General features: G+C 58.2%; 22 protein-coding genes and 1 riboswitch. Of the genes, 11 read left to right on the top strand and 11 right to left on the bottom strand.

All coding sequences use genetic code 11. The annotated features are described in order from the left end of the window. Positions 1-55: 55 nt before the first annotated feature. The 3 genes from AC07U5_RS17825 (at position 56) to AC07U5_RS17815 (ending at position 1650) form a co-directional block, all read left to right on the top strand. On the top strand, positions 56-283 hold the full coding sequence (locus AC07U5_RS17825; protein ID WP_494723810.1) for a hypothetical protein: 228 nt from the start codon (positions 56-58) through the stop codon (positions 281-283). Between the two features lie 135 nt (positions 284-418). Further along, positions 419-1162, top strand: a complete 744-nt coding sequence (locus AC07U5_RS17820) for a cytochrome c oxidase assembly protein (RefSeq protein ID WP_494723809.1) — start codon at positions 419-421, stop codon at positions 1160-1162. Beyond that, positions 1162-1650: a CopD family protein gene (locus tag AC07U5_RS17815; RefSeq protein WP_494723808.1), complete on the top strand. Its 489-nt coding sequence runs from the start codon at positions 1162-1164 to the stop codon at positions 1648-1650. The genes AC07U5_RS17820 and AC07U5_RS17815 overlap by 1 nt, the downstream gene beginning before the upstream one ends. Here AC07U5_RS17815 and AC07U5_RS17810 read toward each other — a convergent pair. After that, a complete protein-coding gene (locus AC07U5_RS17810) occupies positions 1628-2125 on the bottom strand; it encodes a DUF2231 domain-containing protein (RefSeq protein ID WP_062423707.1) in 498 nt (165 codons plus the stop codon). The two genes, AC07U5_RS17815 and AC07U5_RS17810, sit on opposite strands and share 23 nt — an antisense overlap. Before the next feature lie 81 nt (positions 2126-2206). Between AC07U5_RS17810 and coxB the strand changes: the two genes are divergently transcribed. The 4 genes from coxB to AC07U5_RS17790 all read left to right on the top strand — a co-directional run bounded on the left by coxB (position 2207) and on the right by AC07U5_RS17790 (position 6580). Continuing rightward, positions 2207-2860, top strand: coding sequence for a cytochrome c oxidase subunit II (gene coxB, locus AC07U5_RS17805; protein ID WP_494723807.1), 654 nt, complete (start codon positions 2207-2209; stop codon positions 2858-2860). Further along, positions 2857-5352 (top strand): cytochrome c oxidase subunit I, encoded by a 2496-nt coding sequence (gene ctaD / locus AC07U5_RS17800; protein ID WP_494723806.1) that lies wholly within the window; start codon positions 2857-2859, stop codon positions 5350-5352. Before coxB ends, ctaD begins: the two co-directional genes overlap by 4 nt. After that, the gene (locus tag AC07U5_RS17795; protein ID WP_494723805.1) at positions 5352-5684 is read left to right on the top strand and encodes a hypothetical protein; all 333 of its coding nucleotides are present in this window, start codon (positions 5352-5354) and stop codon (positions 5682-5684) included. Before ctaD ends, AC07U5_RS17795 begins: the two co-directional genes overlap by 1 nt. 128 nt (positions 5685-5812) lie before the next feature. After that, entirely contained in the window at positions 5813-6580 is a 768-nt protein-coding gene (locus AC07U5_RS17790; protein ID WP_494723804.1) for a Crp/Fnr family transcriptional regulator, read from the top strand. 53 nt (positions 6581-6633) lie between these two features. Here AC07U5_RS17790 and AC07U5_RS17785 read toward each other — a convergent pair whose 3' ends face one another. The 7 genes from AC07U5_RS17785 to AC07U5_RS17755 all read right to left on the bottom strand — a co-directional run bounded on the left by AC07U5_RS17785 (position 6634) and on the right by AC07U5_RS17755 (position 13231). Then, positions 6634-7236 carry a hypothetical protein gene (locus AC07U5_RS17785; RefSeq protein WP_113261430.1) on the bottom strand — a complete coding sequence of 201 codons (603 nt, stop codon included), beginning with the start codon at positions 7234-7236 and terminating at the stop codon, positions 6634-6636. Between the two features lie 205 nt (positions 7237-7441). Then, positions 7442-8170 (bottom strand): Crp/Fnr family transcriptional regulator, encoded by a 729-nt coding sequence (locus AC07U5_RS17780; RefSeq protein WP_494723803.1) that lies wholly within the window; start codon positions 8168-8170, stop codon positions 7442-7444. 457 nt (positions 8171-8627) lie between these two features. Beyond that, on the bottom strand, positions 8628-9146 hold the full coding sequence (locus AC07U5_RS17775; RefSeq protein ID WP_062424532.1) for a sigma-70 family RNA polymerase sigma factor: 519 nt from the start codon (positions 9144-9146) through the stop codon (positions 8628-8630). A gap of 300 nt (positions 9147-9446) precedes the next feature. Then, complete coding sequence (locus AC07U5_RS17770; protein WP_494723802.1) at positions 9447-10343, bottom strand: DMT family transporter; 897 nt, start codon at positions 10341-10343, stop codon at positions 9447-9449. Between the two features lie 55 nt (positions 10344-10398). Then, complete coding sequence (locus AC07U5_RS17765) at positions 10399-11160, bottom strand: ABC transporter ATP-binding protein (RefSeq protein ID WP_494723801.1); 762 nt, start codon at positions 11158-11160, stop codon at positions 10399-10401. Then, positions 11157-12176, bottom strand: coding sequence for a FecCD family ABC transporter permease (locus AC07U5_RS17760; protein WP_494723800.1), 1020 nt, complete (start codon positions 12174-12176; stop codon positions 11157-11159). The genes AC07U5_RS17765 and AC07U5_RS17760 overlap by 4 nt, the downstream gene beginning before the upstream one ends. Before the next feature lie 35 nt (positions 12177-12211). After that, positions 12212-13231: an ABC transporter substrate-binding protein gene (locus tag AC07U5_RS17755; protein ID WP_494723799.1), complete on the bottom strand. Its 1020-nt coding sequence runs from the start codon at positions 13229-13231 to the stop codon at positions 12212-12214. Between the two features lie 181 nt (positions 13232-13412). Then, positions 13413-13628, top strand: a riboswitch (cobalamin riboswitch). Positions 13629-13931: 303 nt separating this feature from the next. Here AC07U5_RS17755 and nrdH point away from each other — a divergent pair. Genes nrdH through nrdF form a run of 4 tightly spaced genes read left to right on the top strand, consistent with a single transcriptional unit; the run spans position 13932 to position 17713 of the window. Continuing rightward, positions 13932-14156 carry a glutaredoxin-like protein NrdH gene (nrdH, locus tag AC07U5_RS17750; protein ID WP_062423697.1) on the top strand — a complete coding sequence of 75 codons (225 nt, stop codon included), beginning with the start codon at positions 13932-13934 and terminating at the stop codon, positions 14154-14156. 8 nt (positions 14157-14164) lie between these two features. Beyond that, entirely contained in the window at positions 14165-14563 is a 399-nt protein-coding gene (nrdI, locus tag AC07U5_RS17745; RefSeq protein WP_111847317.1) for a class Ib ribonucleoside-diphosphate reductase assembly flavoprotein NrdI, read from the top strand. Then, complete coding sequence (gene nrdE, locus AC07U5_RS17740) at positions 14551-16707, top strand: class 1b ribonucleoside-diphosphate reductase subunit alpha (protein WP_111847316.1); 2157 nt, start codon at positions 14551-14553, stop codon at positions 16705-16707. Before nrdI ends, nrdE begins: the two co-directional genes overlap by 13 nt. Before the next feature lie 16 nt (positions 16708-16723). After that, on the top strand, positions 16724-17713 hold the full coding sequence (nrdF, locus tag AC07U5_RS17735; protein WP_111847315.1) for a class 1b ribonucleoside-diphosphate reductase subunit beta: 990 nt from the start codon (positions 16724-16726) through the stop codon (positions 17711-17713). 246 nt (positions 17714-17959) lie between these two features. Here the strand turns inward: nrdF and AC07U5_RS17730 are convergent, their stop codons facing one another. From AC07U5_RS17730 to AC07U5_RS17720, 3 genes are read right to left on the bottom strand one after another with little or no spacing between them, the layout of a single operon-like run. Next, complete coding sequence (locus tag AC07U5_RS17730) at positions 17960-19312, bottom strand: alpha-glucosidase/alpha-galactosidase (RefSeq protein WP_111847314.1); 1353 nt, start codon at positions 19310-19312, stop codon at positions 17960-17962. Positions 19313-19333: 21 nt separating this feature from the next. Beyond that, positions 19334-20989: an ABC transporter ATP-binding protein gene (locus AC07U5_RS17725; RefSeq protein WP_494723798.1), complete on the bottom strand. Its 1656-nt coding sequence runs from the start codon at positions 20987-20989 to the stop codon at positions 19334-19336. 18 nt (positions 20990-21007) lie between these two features. Further along, a complete protein-coding gene (locus AC07U5_RS17720; protein WP_494723797.1) occupies positions 21008-22129 on the bottom strand; it encodes an ABC transporter permease in 1122 nt (373 codons plus the stop codon). Positions 22130-22131 lie beyond the last annotated feature (2 nt).

The raw sequence follows: 22131 nt of genomic DNA, 5'->3' as shown, positions 1-22131 counted from the left end.
ACACGGTTTGGGCACATCACAAAATAGAATGTGAGCCTATCGGGAGGAAAAAATCATGAGCAATGACACGGTATTGATGCCCCATGAGCACGGTTGGGCTGTGCTGCACAATGGCATGCTGACTAAGGTCTATCCAAGCCGTCACCTGGCAATGCAGAAGCTCAAGGACGAGATGAGCCGGCGCTCACTCAAGAACCAAAGGACGCATCAGAGCGAGCCCAACCATGCCCCGCGGCGACAGGAAAGCCCCGTGCAAAGACGAGATCAAGCATCGCGCCTCTGATTGACCCTCCGCTCCAAGATGAAGGCGAACGCATTCCCTCATCTTAAAATACAACGCCGGAACCTCATCCGCCCTCCAGCGTTCGACCCCTGATGCCTCTGCATCGCTTCAACGGAGGGCGGACGGATTTTTGGGGTGAACCAACCAGTTCCTTATTGCGGTCCTGCACCGCTGCCATCGCAAGTCTGGGGTGCTTGGAACTTCGACCCCTTTGCTCTGGCGGTCGTCGTCGCGCTGACGATGCTGTCGGCGCTTTCGCTTCATAGACACCGCATATGGATTGCGACGGCTGTTTTCGCCGTATCCACCCTTCTTTTGATTTCACCGCTTTGCGCTCTGACCACCGCGCTGTTTTCCGTGCGGGTGACCCATCACTTCATCTTGATGACAGTGCTTGCTCCCCTTCTCACCACGGCCTTCCGGACGAGAAGCGCTGTTTCCAGCCGCCTGCCACCGGAGATGGCGTTTATCTTTCACACTTTGATCTTCTGGTTCTGGCACATTCCGCCAGGCTATGCCTTCGCCCTTAATGGCATGATCCCCTATTGGATCATGCAGGCAGGCCTTCTTGCCAGTGCCATCTGGCTATGGGCGATCCTGCTGTCTCCGAGAACCAGTGTCTTCACTGCCGTTACTCTTGCTCTTGCGACCGTTGCGCAGATGGGCATGCTTGCGGCGATCCTGACGCTCTCGCGCGCTCCACTTTTCGCCGCACATCTCGATACGACACAAGCCTTCGGCCTCGAGCCGCTTCAGGACCAGCAGCTTGCCGGAGTCATCATGTGGACGGTGGGCCTCCTACCCTATCTCATCGTGGCATTGATGCGCCTTTATCGCGGTGTCGCTAGCCGGGATGGCAAGGGCAGCTGGCAATGGTGATGCTGCTGAAATTCATCCATATCGCAGCGATCTCCATCTGGGCCGCGACACTTCTCAGTCTGCCTGCTCTTTACGTCCAGCGCGCCCATGTCGGCAATCGACCCGCTCTTTACGCGCTCCAGCGCCTCGTGCGCTTCTGCTACGTCGTCGTCGCCTCGCCAGCGGCCTTCGTCTCGATCCTGACCGGAACGGCCCTGATTTTCTTTCAGCACACTTTCACGCTCTGGTTCACCATCAAGCTTGGGCTTATCGGCGTGATGGTGACAGTGCACATCGTTACAGGGCTCGTCATTATTCGTCTTTTCAACGAGGGAGAGGTTTATCCCGTGTGGCGCTTCATCGGCGCTACCGTGCTCACCGCCGCGACCGTGCTCGGCATCTTTTTCGTCGTTCTCGCCAAACCGGAGTGGAGCCTCGACATGGTCCCGATCGAGGCTGGCGGGCTGAAAGAGATCGCGCGGTCGATCAGTCCTTGGGCGATACCATGAGACCGACGCCATGATCGAAAATCAACTTGCCGCCATGCCAGCCAGCCAGTCCGGTCAGACCAGACGCGATCAGCGACAGGACAAGGCCATGGGGCAGGACCTCGATGCTGGAAAAATAGCGACCGCCCCAATTGGCCCCGCAGACCGCAATCAGCGACATGCCAGCCACTGCATGCGCCCAGCTTGCAACACGCGCGCGGATGCCTGGAACGAGAAAGAGCTCGGCCGAGCCGATCAAACCGGCCGCAATGGCGCTGAAGAATGCAATGCCCGTCGTCCACAGCCCGACACGCAGCCAGAATGGATCGGCGCCCCACCAGTACATGATGTCCGCACCGAGCGTCCCGAAGACAAGCGCAATCGGGAAATGCACCGTCATTGCATGAAGGGGATGGCCAGCAACGGCAACGGCCGAACTCGCATCCTTTTCCTCGAGCTTGGAGATGACCGGGTTTTTCTTCGGCGGTGTATCCAAAACACGTCTCCTCTTTCTCCGACAACCAGCGGGCCCGGGCAGAGGTTCCGCGCAATCGCGACGACGACCACCCTGCCGTTGATGCTGGCCGGCTGTTCCGGCGATCTTTCCACACTCGATCCGGCAGGGCCTGCATCCAGCGCCGTGGCGCAACTGTGGTGGATCATGCTCTTAGGATCGGCCGTCCTATTCGCTCTTGTGCTCGGCCTTTTCTTCCTGAGCGCCTTTTCTCGAAAGCTGTCAAACGTCCCTGCTTCGCGCTGGATTATCGGCGGCGGGATCGTCATGCCCATCCCCGTTTTGACGGCACTTCTGGGTGTAGCCTTCCTCCAGGGCGAAGCTCTGTTCGGCGCGAGAGCAGATGCACCTGCCGACGTCATTCGTGTCCAGGCCAGCATGTGGAACTGGGATGTTCGCTATGGTGCGGCGAACGCCGGTCCTGGTAGTCGCAATATCCTCCACATCCCGGCTGGACAGACGGTCGAGATCGTCGTTTCCAGCACCGACGTGATCCACAGTTTCTGGGTGCCGCGCCTTGCCGGCAAGATCGATGCCATTCCAGGCCATGAGACGCGCATACGGCTGAAGGCGGACAAGGCCGGCACGTTTGGCGGTATCTGCGCCGAATATTGCGGCACCGGCCATAGCGCCATGACTTTCAGCGTGATCGCCCATGAGCCTGACGACTATCGGCAGGTGATTGAGACACTTCCAGATGCACAGGGATCGACGTGACGCAAAAGATTTCACCCATTCGCCTGCATCGGGAACTGGAAGCCATCTGGGGCACAGGCAAGGGCTGGCGCCGACTTGCCGCCGTCAATCACAACATTATCGGCGCACGTTTCATGCTGACCGCCCTCGTCTTCTTCGGGATCGGCGGCTTTCTCGGCATGCTGATCCGCACACAGCTTGCGACATCCGAAAGCCGCTTTCTCGATGCGGCAGAGTATGCGCAAGTCTTCACCATGCATGGGACAATCATGATGTTCCTCTTCGCCATCCCGTTTTTCGAGGGATTGGCGATCTATCTGCTGCCCAAACTGCTCGGCGCCCGCGACCTCGCCTTTCCGCGTCTCTCCGCTTACGGATACTGGTGCTACCTCTTTGGCGGCAGCATGCTGATCATCGCGCTTCTGGCCGGCGTCGCGCCGAATGGCGGCTGGTTCATGTATACGCCGCTCAGTTCCTCCACCTACAGCCCCGGCATCAACGCCGATGTCTGGTTGCTCGGCATCACCTTCGTCGAAATTTCGGCGATGACGGCCGCGATCGAGATTGTCGTGACGATCCTCAAGATGCGCGCGCCCGGCATGTCGCTCGACCGGATGCCGATCTTCGCCTGGTACATGCTGGTGGTGGCGGGCATGATGGTGATCGGCTTTCCGCCGCTGATCCTGGGCTCAATCCTGCTGGAAACGGAACGCGCCTTCGGCCTGCCCTTCTTCGACCCGACCCGCGGGGGTGATCCGCTCTTGTGGCAGCACCTGTTCTGGCTGTTCGGCCACCCGGAAGTCTATATCATCTTTCTGCCTGCAGCCGGCGTCATCTCCACGATCCTGCCCGTGCTCGCCCGCACGACGCTTACGGGATACAAGATCATCATCGCCGGCATCCTGTCGATGGCCTTCCTGTCCTTTGGGCTTTGGGTCCATCACATGTACACGACCGGCATCCCGCATGTGGCCCTGTCGTTCTTCTCCGCGGCAAGTGCCCTCGTTGCTGTGCCGACAGCAATCCAGATCTTTGCGTGGATTGCGACGCTGAGCCAGGGCCGGCCGTCCTTCACCATTCCGATGCTGCACATTTTCGGGTTCTTCTTCGTCTTCGTCATCGGTGGTTTGACCGGCGTGATGCTGGCGATGGTACCCTTCGATCAGCAGGCGCATGACACGCATTTCGTCGTCGCCCACCTCCACTACGTGCTTGTCGGCGGCTTCCTGTTCCCGATGCTGGCAGGCGCCTATTACTGGGTGCCTCACATCTCCGGTCGCCAGCCCATTCAGCATATGTCGCACGCAGCCTTCTGGATGATCTTTATCGGCTTCAACCTGACCTTCTTCATGATGCACCTGACAGGTCTCCTTGGCATGCCGCGGAGGGTCGATACCTACCCGGCGGAGTCGCCGTGGGAATGGTTGAACCTGATGTCGTCCATCGGCAGCTTCATCATGGCGATGGGCTTCGTGCTGGCCGCAATCGATCTGTTTCTGGTGTTTTTCTTTGGCCGTCCGTTCCGGCGCAATCCCTGGAACGCCGGCACACTTGAATGGGCTATGCCGACACCGCCGCCATCCTACAACTTCGCCGCCCTGCCATCTGTCGACACACGGGCAGACAGGCTCGACATCAACCGCCTTGGCTCAAACCTTGCGGCAGGCGATGGCTATCTCGGCTTCACCCGCAATGGCTGGATGGAAACACTGGGGGTAAGCGCCGTTCAGGCCAGGCCCAACCAGATCATTATCCTGCCACGCCAAACCTATCTTCCGCTCATCACGGCCCTGGTGACAGGGCTGTTCTTCGTCTCCTTGCTCGCAAAGCTCCACGTGATAGCGCCCTTGGCGCTTCTGGCGGTGATCGGTCTCTTCCTGAGATGGACTCCAAATGAGGCCGTGCAGACCACAGGCGGTGAACTTTACGCGGGCAAGGGGCTCGTCTTGCCACCGCATTTTGAAAGTGGAGATCCCCCCTCGCTCATGGCGATGCGACTGACATTGCTGGTCACCGCCACACTCTTCACTTCGCTTCTCTTTGGGGGCCTGTTCCTCTGGGTGTCGGCGCCAGGCTGGGAGAACCTTGCCCCCTCTTCCGTCTCATCCCTCTGGACGCTCTTGGCCTGCGCTATCGCGATAGCAGCTTCTGTGCTTGGCTCACTGCCCGCGAAAGCTATGCTGCGCGCACCGTTCCTGCGCCTTGCAAGCATGGCGCTATACGGCATCGCGATTGCATTGCTCTTGGTGGACCTCGTCAGAACGTATGGAACGGAGTTTCACGCATCGGATGCCGTGATCTACGCCGTCAATATTTACGGACTTATTCACATCGGCATCGGCGCGCTATTGTCCGTATTTTGCACCTGGAGAATCCGAACCGGCTACGTCACCGAAAACAGACTAGTCGATCTGCAGATCGCAGGACTTTGGAACAGATATGTGGCCGCAACGACTGCGATCGTGGCCGTCTATCCCTCTCTTCTGTCGCTTCTGCAGGGTGGAGGAAGCTGATGCGATATGCGCTGGCCATCGCCCTTCTGCTGCCCTTCACGGCCTGGAGCCTCGGCTTTCTCCTTCTTTATGGCGCTCAGGCCACCGGCTGCTCGCTGGGATGGCAGGACATGGCGATCGGCCCAATCTCTTCGCTGAGAGCGCTTCTCATTCTGTTATTCGCTGCCACGACCCTCATCATAGCGACGACCGTCTTCGTTGCGCTGAGTGTTGAGAAAATCTCCTCGTCCATGAGCGGAACGATGCTCGCCGTGGCGCGCTACACGGCGGGCGCTGCGCTCTTCAGCACGGCTTATGTGTTTTCAGGCATTTTATGGCTGGACCTCTGCTGAAGCGTATTGGCTAACCGCGAATACGAAGAGTGGCGAACACAGAACTTTTCTTCCGCTCGAGCATTTCCACGCTGGTGGCTTGAAAATCTGCGCCATTGCCGAACAATTGTGCCGCGAGAGGAAGCAGAATGATTGAGGAACACGAGAAACTTGCAGGCCAGAACCAATTGATCTCGTTCCTGCCGGATGACATTCGCTCAGAGCTCCTGAGGCGTGCCGTGGCTGTCGATCTGCCTGCCGGCGAAATCCTCATCAAAGCAGGCGAGAAGATTGAGAAGGTCTTTTTCGTCTGTAGCGGCATCGCCTCGGTCCTCGTTCAATCGCGCTCCGGCAAGGTGACGGAATCCGGCATTGTCGGGCGGGAAGGTTATGTGCCGTCAGGCGCATTGGTCGATGCGGAGACGAGCTTTACGCAAGTCATCATGCAGGTCCCAGGGCAGGCGATAGTTTTGGAAATCACCGCGTTCCAGGCTCTGCGCAATCGTCATCGAATTCTTGAGCAACTGCTGACCTGCGCATCGCATGCGCTGCGCACCCAGATCGAGTGCACCTTGCTATCCAATACCACGCAGCCCGTCAGCCAACGGCTGGCCCGGTGGATACTCGTCTGCCACAACCGGGTGGGCGGCAACCAGCTTCATCTGACCCACGAATTTTTGTCGCTGATGCTGGCAGTCCGGCGACCGAGCGTGACAGATGCCCTGCATTTTCTTGAAGGCAGGGGGTTCATTCGCTCCGAAAGAGCCAAGATCACCATTCGCAATCGGGACGCCCTGGAAGAATATGCCGGCGATATTTACGGCCTGTCCGAGGAAGAGCATGACCGGGTCTTTGCCCGCTTTCGCGCCTCGGCACTTTTGCGCCCTACGACGGCCGATACCCGCTCTGCGGGTTGAGCAAGAGCGCGGGGGCCGCCTCGATTGCGGACGGCCCCTTTCGCGACTTTGCTTTACCGCGAGGCGGTGCGGATGATCCGACAGAGCTTCACGAGATCTGCCTCATAGCCGCCCCTCATTATATCGACGCAACGCTTCGCTAGGCGAAGCTGCTCCGTGCGCGACATATCGTTGTAGGCACGGATCATGCCGTTGGCCGGCAGTGACGGGTTGGTGCCAGGATTGATGGTTCCAGGGTTGGGTCTTCCAAGACCGGTACCGACGCCAACGTCAAGATCGACGTCAAGCGCTTTGGCCCCGCCGATTGTGGTATTTGCCTTGGCATTCAATCCGCGGCTTCCGCCGACTGACGCGTTCACGTTCGCATTTGCAATGCTCCGGCCTCCGACCGTCGCACTGGTATTGGCGTTCACGCCTCTGCTTCCGCCCACCGAAGCGTTGACATCTGCGCCAAGGCCACCTCCCGAACGACCTCCGACGCTGGCTCCAGCATTGATCCCGCCGCTTCCTCCGACAGAAGCACCGACACCCAAGCCGCCGCTACCATTGCCGCCGACACTTGCGCTAACTCCGCCCACACTGACGTCCAAGGCATGCGCATTGATCGGAAGCGCCAGACATGCGCTCACCAACAAAACACTACTCAGTCTTGTCATGATTTTTCCTCCTCACACACGATACTCACTCCACATCAGCATCAAAGATGCCATTTAAGAGTGTATATTAGAGGATGCTGTTTTGAAACATCTATATATAATTGAGGTCTAATATAGGGGAAAAATGACGTCACATTTCCGTGAAACCAGCAGTTTGTCTCATTTTAGTACAAGTAGTCTGCATCAGCGTAAAAGCAATGTGGTACTAAGATACTTGCCTTGCGAGTATATCGGTCATGAGGCGATTGTATTCGCTCTCTGCTTGGCCATATGAGCCACCGGCTTCCAACTCCAGCCCTTGCCGATTGATGATGGTAATCTGCCCCCGGGAGGCCCGGATCAGGCCTTTTCCTTCAAGAATATGAAGCGCGACAGTAACGCCAGGACGTCTCACTCCAAGAACAAGGGCAAGGAACTCGTGGGTCATCGCCACCGTTGCGCCATCGATCCGGTCATGGATCATCAGCAACCAGCGCGCGAGACGTTTGTCGAGTTTTGATAGACCATTGGCGACGACCGTCGACGCAGTCTGAGTGAGCAATGTGTGGATGTAGGTCAGGAATACATCACGCAAGGTATCGCTGACTCTCATGGCGTCGACGATAGCGGAAGACGAAACGGCGATCCCGTAGCCGCCCACTTGAACAAGCGTGCGGTGCGTTGCTTCTGTACTGCCGAGTACGATGGCGGAGCCCGACATGCCTTCACGACCTGTCAGCCCAACCTCGATGCTTTTCCCACTAGACAGATGACCGATGGCGGAAGCGAGACCCGTTTCGAAAAAAATGACCCGTTCGATGGGGACATGCGGCTGCTCTATCACTTCATGGACGTTAAGCTTGACGATCTGCATGCTCGGCCGCAGCAGTTCGTAATCATCCGGACGCAGAGCTTTCAACAGTTTGTTGCGTACAGAGTTCTGTTCGGTATCCATTGAAGTCGTCATTCCCTTCGATCGTCCACAGGACGTTTGAGGGACACTAAACAGTTGAAACCTTTGAGCAATACAATGTCATCTACCGTACAGAGCGCGCTCCCTGCCAGCCGTCCTATTCATGTGACGAATATCCACTGAGGATGTGGCGGCACGAAGGAGGGGTAAGGTGTCTAACAATGTCCGTGTTTCCAAGGATGTCGGCGGCAACCGCCAGATACCTCATTGGAGACAGGTGGCTCAGTCCATGGATGAGGCGAGCTTCGCTTCTTCACACTGCGCGGTCTGGAGTCTCGCACTTCGCCCCGGTATTGACTCATGCGGACGGGAGAAGACAGTACCTATCTGCACCGATACGCGGGCGGCGCTTTATGAGCATGGCCGGAAACATGAACGAACTCTTATCCCATCCCCGACGTGCAGGGATGGGCCATGTCAAACGCGCTGATCAGATGTTTTAATAAAGGTCGCGGCGCAGAGCTTCGCGAGCGCGGCTGACACGGCTCTTGATGGTGCCGATACGGCAGCCGCATAGATCCGCAGCGTCGGAGTAGCTGGTACCGTCCGCGATTAAGAGCAGAGCCTTCTTCTGGTCAGAATCCAGATCGCCTATAGCACGCATGACCTGTTGATGTTCGAGGCGCCATTCTTGGCTCGGGGGCGTGGACATCATTTTCTCCACACCCGCAGGCAGGCCGATGCGTTCGCGCTGAGCGACCTTATAACGGGTGCAGAATGTGTTGCGCATAATGGTGAACAGCCACGACTTCAACGCTGTCCCAGGCGTGAACCGGTGGACGGCGCGAAGCGCCCTTAGAATCGTTTCCTGGACGAGATCATCAACCTCTCCTTCCGTACGAACAAAACGGCGGGCGAAAGCAGAAAGCGCCGGGCTGAGATCGGCGATGCCCATTCTCAATTCGGCGAGCTGGTCTTCCGTGACAACCAATTCGGATGCGGTGCTGGCGTTTTGCATGTCCATATTCCCCTCCGTTGATGAAGGTCATAATGCAGGGGGAAGGTCATCGTTGCTGTACGCCAGCGTACACACAGCGGTTGAATTAGAGAAAACTTAAGGAACGGAACGGGAATCTGACGGTTCGAAGTATCTTTTATGGCAGGATCACTAACGGGGAAAAGAGCCCCTCTAGCGCTGGTATTAGAGCACGGTCCAAGCAAAACCGTGCCGCGGTTTTGCGATAATGACATGCGACCGCAGCAGCCTTCACCGCACGCCCTCGATCAGAGTCCATAACGCAAAATGGCAGAGCGCAATCTATGATTGAGGGCGCCTGCGCCTTCCTTCCATGGCAGCCAGCGCTGCACCGACGAGGATCAGCGGCAGGGCGGTGATGAAAGTGCTGGAGAGCGGCGACCTGAAGATCAGCAAGTCCGCCAGAATCGGCCAGAGGATCGCAAGATATTCGAAGGGCGCCAGCAAGGATGCTTCGGCGTGTCGAAAGGCCATCGTCATGGCGATATGCGCAAAGCCACCGAAAAGGCCGGCGAGAATGAGAAGTGAGAAACCTATGGGGTCCGGCATCACCCAGCCGAAAGGCACGGTGAAGAGACCGCCAATCATCGAGGCAATGACGAAGTAGAAGGCGATCGCGCCCGGATGTTCCGTTCTGCTGAGACTGCGCACCATGATCAGGGCGAAGGAGGTCAGCACCCCCATCAGTAGACCGAGGATATAACCCCACATTCGCGCGTCATCCATGACGCCGTGACCGATCTCTGGCCACACCAGCGTCACCACCCCGGCAAGCCCGAAAAGCACACCACCCACACGCCACTTGGTCAGCCGTTCGGAGAGAAGCACCACACCAGCAACACTGGTGAAGGTCGGCGAGAGGTAGGTGAGAAGCGTTGCCTCCGCCAGGGGCAGGCGCGCAATGGAGGCAAAGGACGCAAACATCGCAGCAGCCCCAAGACTGGAGCGCAGCAAATGGCCAAAAGGGCGTCGCGTCGCTAACCCACGCGGAAATTCGTTGCGCCACCATAGAAAGATCACGAGCGGGATCAGCGCAAATGCCGAGCGGAAGAAGACGATCTGGCCGACAGGCACCTCACCCGAGGTCGCCTTGATGCAGATCGACATGGCTGCAAAAAGAAATCCCGAGAGAACCCGAAGGCCAATGCCAAGCGTCTGGTTTTCGCTGATGGTTTTCACAAGTGTCCCTGGACCGTAGATGGGTGGTTGCTGCCACACATTCAAACGCGATGTTCTATCGAAGAAACTGGATATGTGGCTTGGCGTGGAAGCGTGAGGCCTCGACGACGGCTTCAACCGAAAAGACGTCCCGCAAGAGATCCTGCGTCATCACCTCCTCCGGCGTTCCTGACGCCACGATCTTGCCGGTCTGCAGCACGATCAGGTGATCGCAGTACATGGCAGCATGGTTGAGATCGTGGAGCGCGATGATGCTGGTGACCGGAAGCTGAGACACGAGACGCAAAAGGCTGATCTGATGGTGGACATCCAGATGATTGGTGGGCTCATCGAGAATGAGTTCCTTCGGCGACTGCGCCAAGGCGCGGGCAAGATGAGCACGCTGCTTCTCACCGCCCGAGAGGCTCTGCCAGGCATCGTTGCGTTTGGCGGTCATCTCTGTGCGCTCAAGCGCTTCATTCACAGCCGCATCGTCTTCCCGCGTCCAGCCGGAGAACATTGACTTGTGGGGAAAGCGTCCCAGCTTGACGACGTCGATGACCTTCAGATTGACGTTCGTCGTGGCGTGCTGCTCGATGAAGGCGATACGCTGTGCAAGAGACTTGCGGCGGATCGTCTTGATATCCTTGCCGTCCAGCAGCACCTGGCCTGAATGGGGTTTCTTCAACCCACTGAGCAGGCGAAGCAGCGATGTCTTGCCGGAGCCATTCGGGCCGAGAAGTCCAAGCATCTTGCCGGGTTCGACCGTGAAGGAAATGCCATCCAAGATCGTCTTTGCGCCGACCTTCCACACCAGATTGTCCGCTGTGATACTCATGACGCGCGTTGCAGCCTGTAAAGGATGACGGAGAAGAACGGCACTCCGACCAGAGCCGTCACCACGCCGATGGGCAGAACCTGCTGCGGCACAAGCGTGCGCGAGGCGATATCGGCGAGCACCATGAAGATCGCCCCGGTGATGGCGCAGGCCGGCAAGAGCCGTGCGTGCAGCGGCCCGACGACGAAACGTGCTGCATGCGGAACCACGAGACCGACAAAGCCGATCGTCCCCACCATACTGACGATGGTGGCGGTGATGACTGCGGTCAGCGCAAAGAGAATGATGCGCGTGCGCCCGACATTGACACCGAGTGAGGCGGCCGCCTCATCGCCGAAGGCAAAGGCATCCAGCACGCGCGCATGGAACAGGCAGCAGATCAGACCGAGACCGACGACGATGGACACGAGACCGACATCCGGCCAACGCACGCCACCGAAGCTGCCGAGAAGCCAGAACATCACGTCGCGGGCCTGCTGGGCATTGCCGGAAGTGGTGACCACATAGGATGTGGCGGCATTAAAAAGCTGAGCGGCTGCAACACCCGCCAAGATCGTTCTGTCTGCGCCACCGCGCGCCCCATTGGACAGAATGGCAACCAGGAAGAATGCCGCAAAGGCGCCGAAGAAGGCACCCAGAGACAGCGACACCGCGCCGGCACCGATCCCGAGAATGACGACGGCTACGGCACCGGTCGAGGCGCCAGCGGAAATGCCGAGAACATAGGGCTCAGCCAGCGGATTGCGCAGCATGGCCTGCATGATGGCCCCGCACATGGCGAGGCCCGCGCCGCAGAAGACGGCCACGAGCGCGCGGCTCAGCCTGTATTCCCAGATCACTGCCTCATGGATGCGGCTGATCTCGACCGACGTCCAGCCGAGCTTGTTGGTGATGGCGGCATAGGTGGTCGAGAGCGGAATTGGCAAATCGCCAATCCCGACACTGATCCCGACCACGAGGGCAATCGTCGCGAAGCAGGCAAGATAGAGCGCTACGGAGGCAACAAGCCGTCGCATCCCGCTACCCGATCGATCCTTTGCCGCCACCGAACTCACTTCAGGCCGAGGGTCTTCAACTGCTGAGCAATCTGCTCGGCGCCGTAGATCGTCTGAACGCTCGGGTTCATCGCCTGCGCCGGCATGATGACAAGCGCCTTATTCTTGACTGCATTCATCTGGCTGGTGGCAGGGTCGCTATTCAGGAACTTGATCTTGGCATCTGCCTTGTCGAGTTCCCAGCGATTGCGGTCGACCTGCGTCACGACGATCACGTCGGGATTGGCGGCAATGATCGTTTCCCAACCAATGGCCGGAGATTCGGTTTCGGTGGTAATGGCATTGGTGCCGCCCAACAGATCGGCGATATAGCCCGATGGGCTGTTCTTGCCGCCGAGATAGGCGTCAGCCGACGGCGACGGGCTGGAGAACCAGAAGACATAGGAAAGCTTCTTGCCATCCTTCGGCGCATCAGCACGCAATGCAGCTTCGCGCTTCTTCAGGTCGGCGATGACGGCCTGACCCTTGTCGGCCACGTCAAAAATCTGCGAGAGATCATCGATCTCCTTATACAGCGTCTCCATGTTCCAGAGTTTGGAGCGATTGCCATAACCGGACTTGTCTTTGGACATGTCGTCCAGCGCGCACATGCTGGGCGAAAGATAGGTGGAGATGCCAAGCTTGTCGAAATCTTCGCGCTTCGCCACCTTGCTGGTGGGGCCGACGAGCGTCGGCAAAGCGGCGGTCACAAAGTCCGGGTTCTGTGCCAGGATGGATTCGAAGGTCGGAAACTCGACGGTCAGAACCTTGACCTTGGCGTTTGCCTCGGCGACCTGCGGCAGAACCTTGTTCGGCCAGAAGGCAGTGCCAACCATCTTGTCCTGAAGGCCAAGCAGCAACATGATCTCTGCACTGTTCTGACCAAGTGCCACGGCACGCTCAGGTGCCTTGCTGAAGGTGACCGTGGCGCCGCAGTTTTCGATCGCCAGAGGATAGGTCGTCGCAGCCGTCGCCGGGTTTGCTGCAAACCCTGCAAATGCACAAAATCCCACAGCCGCAAAAAGACGCTTCATCATCACCCGAAATCCCGTTGAACGCGGCTCCCGCCGCACAATGCCTGCGCCTATAATCACCTCTCCTTGTACAAAACAAGACCGTTTGCTTCATATTATGGTGTCGGCATTTTTCCTGTTGATATCAAGATCAGCCCAGTTCGCGTCGTTGCAACAGCCTATTGACGCATTGAACGAAATGCCTACTATATCTGGTATTCAAGGTTCTTCCGATTCTGTCGGGAGCGAAGATGGGAATACGGTGCGCGAAGCCAGCAATGGTGGAGCAATGCCGCAGCTGCCCCCGCAACTGTAAGCGGCGAGCATTCTCTCAGCAGCCACTGAAACATAAGGTTTCGGGAAGGCGAGATGAATGTGACGACCCGCGAGCCAGGAGACCTGCCTTGAGTCAATACGTCCACCGGCGGGGTGCCCGGAAGGTCGCGAATGCGTACGGGATGACCCTGTGCGTCTCGCTTCCCCCATGCCTTCGCGTAGAGCCACTTCGGGGTGAAGTCCTATGATTACGAGTTCAGTCTTTTATCCGTTGGAGTAACCGGCGTCTGAGGCATGGTGCACAAAAGCGTTCAGCGCTTTTGCTATCTAGCTATGCGACAGCAGTGTCCGGCAGACCACGGCTTTGCGTTTAACCCTGTTTTTAAACCGTCACGCGCTTCACGGCGCGAGAGCGATTTCCCATGCCTTTTTTCGAACGAGGATCAAGATGAGCATCACCGTCTACAGCAAACCCGCTTGCGTTCAATGCACTGCGACCACCCGCGCGCTCGATCGTCAGGGTCTCGACTATACGATCGTCGATGTCTCGACTGACGAGCAAGCCTATGAGCGGGTGCTCGGTCTTGGTTATCGTCAAGTGCCAGTCGTGATTGCCGGCGAGACGCATTGGGGGGGCTTTCGGCCCGACATGATCAGCACGCTTGCATCGTGACGCAGACTATGGCGGGGGAGATCGTCTACTTCTCGACGCGCTCGGAAAACACGCATCGCTTCGTGGCCAAGCTCGACACCCCCGCCCGCCGCATCCCGATCAGCGCTGCTGTGACTCTGCATGTTCCAAGCCCGTTCGTCCTCATCGTCCCGACCTATAGCGGCGAGAACGGCAAGGGCGCGGTTCCCAAACAGGTCATTCGCTTCCTCAACGATGCGAATAATCGAGCAAACCTTCGCGGCGTGATTGCTGCGGGCAATAGCAATTTCGGCGCGACCTTCGGGATCGCCGGCGACATCATCTCCGCCAAATGCGGCGTGCCCTATCTCTATCGCTTCGAGCTGATGGGGACGGGTGAGGACGTCGTCAATGTCAGACAGGGATTGGAACGATTTTGGACACGTTGACACTCGAGAGGCCCCTGAAGCAGTCGGACGCAGCAGTGCTGGATTACCATGCACTGAATGCGATGCTGAACCTTTACGATGAGGATGGCCGGATTCAGCTGGACAGGGACAGGCTGGCAGCGCGCCAGTACTTTCTTCAGCACGTGAACCAGAACACGGTGTTCTTTCACAATCTGCGCGAAAAGCTCGATTATCTTTTGAGTGAAGGCTATTACGAGCAGGTAGTGCTGGACCAGTACGCCTTCAACTTCGTCCGCGATCTCTTCGACCATGCCTATGCGAAGAAATTCCGCTTCCCGACATTCCTCGGGGCTTTCAAATACTACACGTCCTATACGCTGAAAACCTTCGACGGAAAACGGTATCTGGAGCGGTACGAGGACCGCGTCTGTATGGTGGCGCTGACGCTGGCGCGCGGCGACGAGACACTGGCGCGCGGCCTGGTGGATGAGATGATCTCCGGCCGCTTCCAGCCGGCAACTCCGACTTTTCTCAATGCGGGCAAGAAGCAGCGCGGAGAGCTCGTGTCATGCTTCCTGCTGCGCATGGAAGACAATATGGAGTCGATCGCCCGCGGCATCAACTCGGCATTGCAGCTCTCGAAGCGCGGCGGCGGGGTGGCCCTTTCACTGACCAATCTTCGTGAAGCCGGTGCGCCGATCAAACAGATCGAAAACCAGTCCTCCGGTGTCATTCCGGTGATGAAGCTCCTGGAGGATTCCTTCTCCTACGCCAACCAGCTTGGCGCGCGCCAGGGTGCAGGCGCCGTCTATCTCAATGCCCATCACCCCGACATCATGCGTTTCCTCGACACCAAGCGCGAAAATGCCGACGAGAAAATCCGCATCAAGACGCTGTCGCTCGGCGTCGTCGTTCCGGATATCACCTTCGAACTCGCCAAGAACAATGAGGATATGTACCTGTTCTCACCCTATGATGTGGAACGCATCTATGGCGTTGCCTTCAGCGAAATTTCGGTGACGGAAAAATACCGGGAGATGGTCGCCGACAGCCGGATCCGCAAAAAGAAGATAAAGGCGCGCGAGTTCTTTCAGGTGCTGGCCGAAATCCAGTTCGAAAGCGGCTATCCCTACATCATGTTCGAGGACACGGTGAACCGCGAGAACCCGATTGCTGGGCGCATCACCATGAGCAATCTCTGCTCGGAAATTCTTCAGGTCAGTGAAGCCAGCACCTATGAGGCCGACCTGTCCTATGAAACGACGGGGAAGGATATTTCCTGTAACCTTGGCTCGCTCAACATCGCAGCGGCGATGGATTCGGACGATTTCGGCAGGACGGTCGAGACCGCAATCCGCGCTTTGACGGCCGTCTCGGACATGAGCCATATCGCCTCCGTGCCATCCATCGCCAAGGGCAACGCAGAGAGCCACGCGATCGGCCTCGGCCAGATGAACCTGCATGGCTATCTGGCACGCGAGCGGATTTTCTATGGCTCCGAAGAAGGCGTGGATTTCACCAATATCTATTTCTACACGGTGACCTATCACGCACTGAAGGCTTCCAATCGCCTGGCAGTAGAGCGTGGTCAGCGCTTCAAGGGCTTCGAACAGTCCAAATATGCGAGCGGCGACTACTTCGACAAATACACGCAACAGGAATGGAAGCCGTCAACGCCGCGCGTTGCCGATCTGTTCGAAAGGGCCGGCATTCACATCCCGACACAGGAAGACTGGCTGGTACTCAAGCAGGCTGTGATGGAGGGTGGGCTGTACAATCAGAATCTCCAGGCGGTGCCGCCGACCGGCTCGATTTCCTATATCAACCACTCGACCTCCTCCATCCACCCGATCGTCTCGAAGATCGAAATCCGCAAGGAAGGCAAGATCGGCCGCGTCTATTATCCGGCTGCCTTCATGACCAACGACAATCTCGAATACTACCAGGACGCCTACGAGATCGGGCCTGAGAAGATCATCGATACCTATGCGGCCGCCACGCAGCACGTGGATCAGGGATTGTCGCTGACCCTGTTCTTCCGCGACACCGCCACGACACGCGATATCAACCGCGCCCAGATCTATGCCTGGAAGAAGGGCATCAAGACGATCTACTACATCCGCCTTCGCCAAATGGCGCTGACCGGCACGGAAGTGCAAGGTTGCGTCTCCTGCGCCCTCTGATCATTCGGTAACAACCATGAACATCCAACTGAAGACCACGGCGCCAAAGGCTGCCACCGCGATCCGCGCGATCAACTGGAACCGCCTTGAGGACGATAAGGACCTCGAGGTGTGGAACAGACTGACGGGCAATTTCTGGCTGCCGGAAAAGGTGCCGCTCTCCAACGACATCCCGTCCTGGGCAACGCTGAAGGCCGAAGAGCAGCAATTGACGATCCGCGTCTTCACCGGACTGACACTGCTCGACACGATCCAGAACGGCGTCGGGTCAGTCCGCCTGATGGAAGATGTGGCGACACCGCATGAAGAGGCGGTGCTTTCCAACATCTCCTTCATGGAGGCCGTGCATGCCCGCTCCTATTCGTCGATCTTCTCGACGCTGTGCTCTACGCCCGATGTGGACGATGCTTATCGATGGTCGGAAGAAAACGAGTTCCTCCAGCGCAAATCGTCCCTGATCCTGGAGCAATATGCCTCTGACGATCCATTGAAGAAAAAGGTAGCGTCTGTCTTCCTTGAAAGCTTCCTGTTCTATTCGGGCTTTTATCTGCCGATGTACTGGTCGAGCCGGGCCAAGCTCACCAATACGGCAGACATGATCCGCCTCATCATTCGCGACGAGGCGGTGCACGGGTACTATATCGGCTATAAGTTCCAGCGCGCGCTCGAACGGTTGCCAGAGGCGGCGCGCCAGGAGATCAAGGATTTCGCCTTTGATCTGCTGCTTGAGCTTTATGACAATGAAGCGCGATACACCGAAGCGCTTTACGACGGCGTCGGCCTGACCGAGGACGTCAAGAAGTTCCTGCACTACAATGCCAACAAGGCGCTGATGAATCTCGGCTACGAGGCACTGTTTCCGCCGGAGGCCTGCAAGGTCAATCCGGCCATCCTTTCGGCGCTGTCACCCAATGCCGACGAGAACCACGACTTCTTCTCCGGCTCCGGCTCTTCCTATGTCATCGGCAAAGCAGTCGCCACAGAGGATGAGGACTGGGATTTCTGAAGCGCCGCGCGTCCTTTGGAGCGCACGAAGGACGCCTTACCTATTTGAATCGACGCATCGGCCAGAAAATCGAGCCTGATTTTCTGGCCGATGCTGTAGGGTACAGTCAGTCCCGCAGCCTCAGGCATCTCCAATGTGCTTGAGAAAGTGCCTGAGACGTAGAGTAGTGGCGAGTCCCAACCGCGAACGATTGCGGCGATCATACTGGCGGCAAGTGTGAGAAAAGCGCCGCCAAGCCTTGTTGGATCAGCGTGCCTGTGTCCACTCCGGCAGCCAGTCGCGGTGGGCGACAAGAAGGTCATCCACCATCGACCAGATCTGATCGAGGTCGAGTTCCGCCGCCGTATGCGGATCCATCATCGCCGCGTGATAGATGTGCTCGCGGTTTTCGCTCATCATCGCCCGGACCGTCAGTTCCTGGACGTTGATGTTGGTGCGCATCAGCGCTGTCAGTTGCGGTGGCAATTCGCCGATAAAGGTTGGCTGCACGCCGTTATGGTCGACGAGGCAGGGCACTTCTGCGGCGCAGTTATAAGGCAATGAGGTGATGCAGCCATTGTTGCGCTGGTTTCCGTAGATTACCGAAGGCTCGCCGGTCCACACCGAGTTGATGATGGACGAGGCATATTCTTTCGATTGCTTGACCTCGATCTTGTCGGCCGAGCGATAGGCGGCCGCCTCACCCTTCCAGCGTTCGATCTGCTCGATACAGCGCTTCGGATATTCATCGAGCGGAATGCCGAATTTCTCGATCAGGTCCTCACGGCCTTCCTTGATGAAATAGGGCGTGTATTCCGCGAAGTGCTCGGAGCTTTCGGTGACGAAGTAACCGAGGCGCGTCAGCATCTCGTAGCGGACCTTGTTGGGGCAGCGTGGGTTCCAGCCGGGCTTCGGGGCACGGCCTTCGCGGTAGCCGCGCACCAGATCCGGGTAAAGGTTCTTGTAGCTGCCATCCGGCTGGCGGTGTTCGAATTCAAGGAAGAACGCCATGTGGTTGATGCCAGCGGAGCGGTAGCGAATTTCCTCGTAGGGAATATCAAGATCGAGCGCCAGTTCCATCGCCGTTCCCTGAACAGAGTGGCAGAGACCCACCTGGCGGATTGTCGGATATTTCTCCGCGATCGCCCAAGTGTTGATGGCCATGGGGTTCACATATTGCAGCATGATGGCGTTCGGGCAGACCGCCAGCATGTCCTCGCAAATCTTCCAGAGGTGCGGCACGGTGCGCAGACCACGCATGATGCCGCCCACACCAAGCGTATCGGCAATCGTCTGGCGCAGACCATATTTGCGCGGCACCTCGAAGTCGGTGACGGTACAAGGCTCATAGCCGCCGATCTGGAAGGCGACGACGACAAAATCGGCATCCGTCAGCGCCTTTCTTTGATCGGTGAAGGTTTCCGCCTTGGCGCTGACGCCGAGCGTCGAGATCAGCTTGTTGACGACGATGGCGCTCTCGTCCAGCCGCTGCTGGTTGATGTCCATCAGCGCAATGCGGGCGCCGGACAAAGCGGGGCGCTGCAACACGTCGCCGATGATATTTTTCATGAACACCGTGGACCCTGCCCCGATGAAAGCGATCTTGGGATTTCTTGTCATTTCTTTCTCCACTCTCGGAAATTATGCGATTTCGAACGCAGCCCGGACCAGCCGCTGCGTGTATTCGGTCTTGGGATTGGATAGGACTTCCTCGACGGACCCCTGCTCCACGATCTGCCCGCGCTGCATGACGATGACGCGGTGGCAAAGTGCCCGCACAACCTTCAGGTCGTGCGAGATGAAGAGGTAGCTCAAGCCCTTCTCATCCTGCAGCTTGCGCAAGAGATCGATGATCTGTGCCTGCACAGAGAGGTCGAGCGCCGATGTCGGCTCGTCCAGCAGCAGGAACTCGGGCTCCAGCGCGATCGCGCGTGCGATGGCGATACGCTGGCGTTGCCCGCCAGAGAACTCATGCGGAAAGCGATTGGTGACATTGTCGGGAAGTCCCGCATCTCTGAGAGCCGCTCGCACGCGATCCAGCCGCTCGGCGCTGTTGGCGCCGATATTATTGACGACCAGCCCCTCACCGATGATCTGGCCGACCGTCATGCGGGGATTGAGCGATGAAAACGGATCCTGAAACACCACCTGCATGCGTGAACGTAAGGGGCGCATGCCATCGCGATCCTTGTTATGGATCGGCTGCTTGTCGAAGAAGATTTCCCCGCCCTCATTGCTGATCAGTCGTGTCAGTGCCTGCCCAAAGGTCGTCTTGCCGGAGCCGGATTCGCCGACGAGCCCGAGTGTTTCATGCCGCCTGAGGTCAAGCGACAGGCCATCCACCGCAACGAGATCGTGAAATACCGGGCGGAAAAAGCCGCCGCTGCGCAAACCAAACGATACCCGGACATTCTTGCCTTCGAGCAGGATGGGTTGGTCGTCCGACAGTGGCTTGGCTCGGCCGCGGGGCTCTGAGCCGAGAAGATGGCGCGTGTAAGGGTGTTGCGGCGCCTCGAAGAGCGCGGCTGTGGTATTGTGCTCCTGCAGCAGACCCTTCTGCATGACATAGACATAGTCGGAGAAGCGCCGCACCACCGTCAGATCATGCGTGATGAGGACGACGGCCATGCCGTGCTTTTGCTGCAAATCGCGCAGCAGATTGAGGATCTGCGCCTGCACGGTGACGTCGAGCGCGGTCGTCGGCTCATCGGCGATCAGCAGGTCCGGATTGTTGGCAAGCGCCATGGCAATCATCACGCGCTGGCGCTGTCCGCCGGATAGCTGGTGGGGATATTGATCGATCCTCAGTTCCGGATCCGGGATGCGCACTTCGGCCAGAAGTGCGATGGCCTGCTTGCGCGCCTCCGACTTGCTCACCCGGCGATGTGCACGGATGGCTTCGGCAATCTGCGTGCCGATGGAGTAGAGCGGATTGAGCGAGCTCATCGGCTCCTGGAAGATCATCGATATCCGGCTGCCGCGCAGCAGGCGGCGTTTGTCGCGCGAATATTTCAGAATGTCTTCGCCGCGAAACTTCACCCGCGTATCGGGACTGACCGTGGCGCGCTTGGACAAGAGCCCCATGACCAGACGTGCCGTGACCGATTTTCCCGAACCGGATTCACCGACGATGGCAATCGTCTCGCCGCGGTATAGCTGAAACGAAATATCCTGAACGGCGGAGACTTGGCCGTGCTCGGTCTTGAAGTTGACGCCGGCGTGGCGAACATCGAGAAGCGGCTCGTCGGTATGAAGCGCTGCGTCGAGACGAAGTTCGGGGATGAGATTTTGTGTCATCGTGATCTCTTTCTCGGCTCAATAGGGATCGATCGCATCGCGAAGACCATCGCCCAGCGCATTGAAGGCGAAGACAGTGACCAGCACGAAACCGACAGGTGCGAGTATCCAGGGGTAGGAGCCGATGACCGAATAATTGGCCGTATCCTGAAGCATCAGACCCCAGGAGATCAGCGGCGGCTTCACCGCAAAGCCGAGGAAGCCAAGGAAGGACTCCAGAAGCACGATCGTCGGAATGTTCAGCGTCACCGCCACGATCACATGGCTCATCACATTCGGAAAAATGTGCTGGAAGATGATGCGCCGGTCGGTTGCCCCGATTGCGATCGCCGCCTTCACATATTCGATGCGGGCAAGTGCGAGCGTCTTGCCACGCACTTCGCGCGACATCTGCGCCCAGCCGAGCGCCGACATGACGACGATGACGAAGCCGAGAAAGACATTGGTGGGTGCAGTAACCGGGATCAGCGATGTCAGCGCCAGATAAAGCGGCAGTTGCGGGAAGGCGAGCACGAGCTCGACAAATCGCTGCGTCCATGTGTCGAAGGCACCGCCAAGATAGCCGGAGACCATGCCGACGGTCGTGCCGATCGCGGTGACGATGGTGACGACGGTCAACGCAATCATCAGCGAAATCCGCGAGCCGTAGATCGCGCGGGAGAGAATGTCTCGACCGAGCTTGTCCGTACCGAGGAAGTGAATGGGCTTGCCATCCGTCGAGCCGAAGAAGTGGATCGTGGACGGGATGATGCCGAAGAGCTTGTACTCGAAGCCGGTCACGAAGAAGCCGAGGACCCGGGGATTCTCATAATCCGGTCCGCTGATGGGCTGGAACGTGATGGGATCGAGCTTGTCGGAATCGACGATCGGATAGACACGCGGCATGACCAGGTTGCCCTCCTGGTCATGGATCGAAATCGATTCCGGCGGCATGAAGGAATCTTCCGACAGCATCGGATCGACGGGGGCTAAGAAGCCTGCGAAGACCGCCATGATGAGAAGAGCGCAGACGAGCACGAGGCCAAGCATGCCGGTGAAAGACCGCCGGAAGCGGCGCCAGACCAGAGCCTGATAGCTTTCGTTGCCTGCTGGTGCAGTCTTTACCGTCGGCTCGATTGTGGTTTCGGCTGGAACCAACATGG

Source organism: Agrobacterium sp. GW821-FHT02D03, assembly GCF_059421725.1.
Note: the sequence above shows the minus strand (reverse complement) of the source record. Positions and strands in the feature narration are given on the sequence as shown.

What these genes read in the sequence shown, in the direction of transcription:
- AC07U5_RS17815 (WP_494723808.1), top strand. Translation starts at nt 1,162, where the DNA reads ATGCTGCTGAAATTCATCCATATCGCAGCGATCTCCATCTGGGCCGCG.
- AC07U5_RS17760 (WP_494723800.1), bottom strand. Translation starts at nt 12,176, where the DNA reads ATGCGACGGCTTGTTGCCTCCGTAGCGCTCTATCTTGCCTGCTTCGCG.
- nrdI (WP_111847317.1), top strand. Translation starts at nt 14,165, where the DNA reads ATGGCGGGGGAGATCGTCTACTTCTCGACGCGCTCGGAAAACACGCAT.
- nrdH (WP_062423697.1), top strand. Translation starts at nt 13,932, where the DNA reads ATGAGCATCACCGTCTACAGCAAACCCGCTTGCGTTCAATGCACTGCG.
- AC07U5_RS17790 (WP_494723804.1), top strand. Translation starts at nt 5,813, where the DNA reads ATGATTGAGGAACACGAGAAACTTGCAGGCCAGAACCAATTGATCTCG.
- AC07U5_RS17775 (WP_062424532.1), bottom strand. Translation starts at nt 9,146, where the DNA reads ATGCAAAACGCCAGCACCGCATCCGAATTGGTTGTCACGGAAGACCAG.
- AC07U5_RS17780 (WP_494723803.1), bottom strand. Translation starts at nt 8,170, where the DNA reads ATGGATACCGAACAGAACTCTGTACGCAACAAACTGTTGAAAGCTCTG.
- AC07U5_RS17785 (WP_113261430.1), bottom strand. Translation starts at nt 7,236, where the DNA reads ATGACAAGACTGAGTAGTGTTTTGTTGGTGAGCGCATGTCTGGCGCTT.
- AC07U5_RS17825 (WP_494723810.1), top strand. Translation starts at nt 56, where the DNA reads ATGAGCAATGACACGGTATTGATGCCCCATGAGCACGGTTGGGCTGTG.
- coxB (WP_494723807.1), top strand. Translation starts at nt 2,207, where the DNA reads ATGCTGGCCGGCTGTTCCGGCGATCTTTCCACACTCGATCCGGCAGGG.
- AC07U5_RS17730 (WP_111847314.1), bottom strand. Translation starts at nt 19,312, where the DNA reads ATGACAAGAAATCCCAAGATCGCTTTCATCGGGGCAGGGTCCACGGTG.
- nrdF (WP_111847315.1), top strand. Translation starts at nt 16,724, where the DNA reads ATGAACATCCAACTGAAGACCACGGCGCCAAAGGCTGCCACCGCGATC.
- AC07U5_RS17795 (WP_494723805.1), top strand. Translation starts at nt 5,352, where the DNA reads ATGCGATATGCGCTGGCCATCGCCCTTCTGCTGCCCTTCACGGCCTGG.
- AC07U5_RS17755 (WP_494723799.1), bottom strand. Translation starts at nt 13,231, where the DNA reads ATGATGAAGCGTCTTTTTGCGGCTGTGGGATTTTGTGCATTTGCAGGG.
- AC07U5_RS17765 (WP_494723801.1), bottom strand. Translation starts at nt 11,160, where the DNA reads ATGAGTATCACAGCGGACAATCTGGTGTGGAAGGTCGGCGCAAAGACG.
- AC07U5_RS17720 (WP_494723797.1), bottom strand. Translation starts at nt 22,129, where the DNA reads ATGTTGGTTCCAGCCGAAACCACAATCGAGCCGACGGTAAAGACTGCA.
- AC07U5_RS17725 (WP_494723798.1), bottom strand. Translation starts at nt 20,989, where the DNA reads ATGACACAAAATCTCATCCCCGAACTTCGTCTCGACGCAGCGCTTCAT.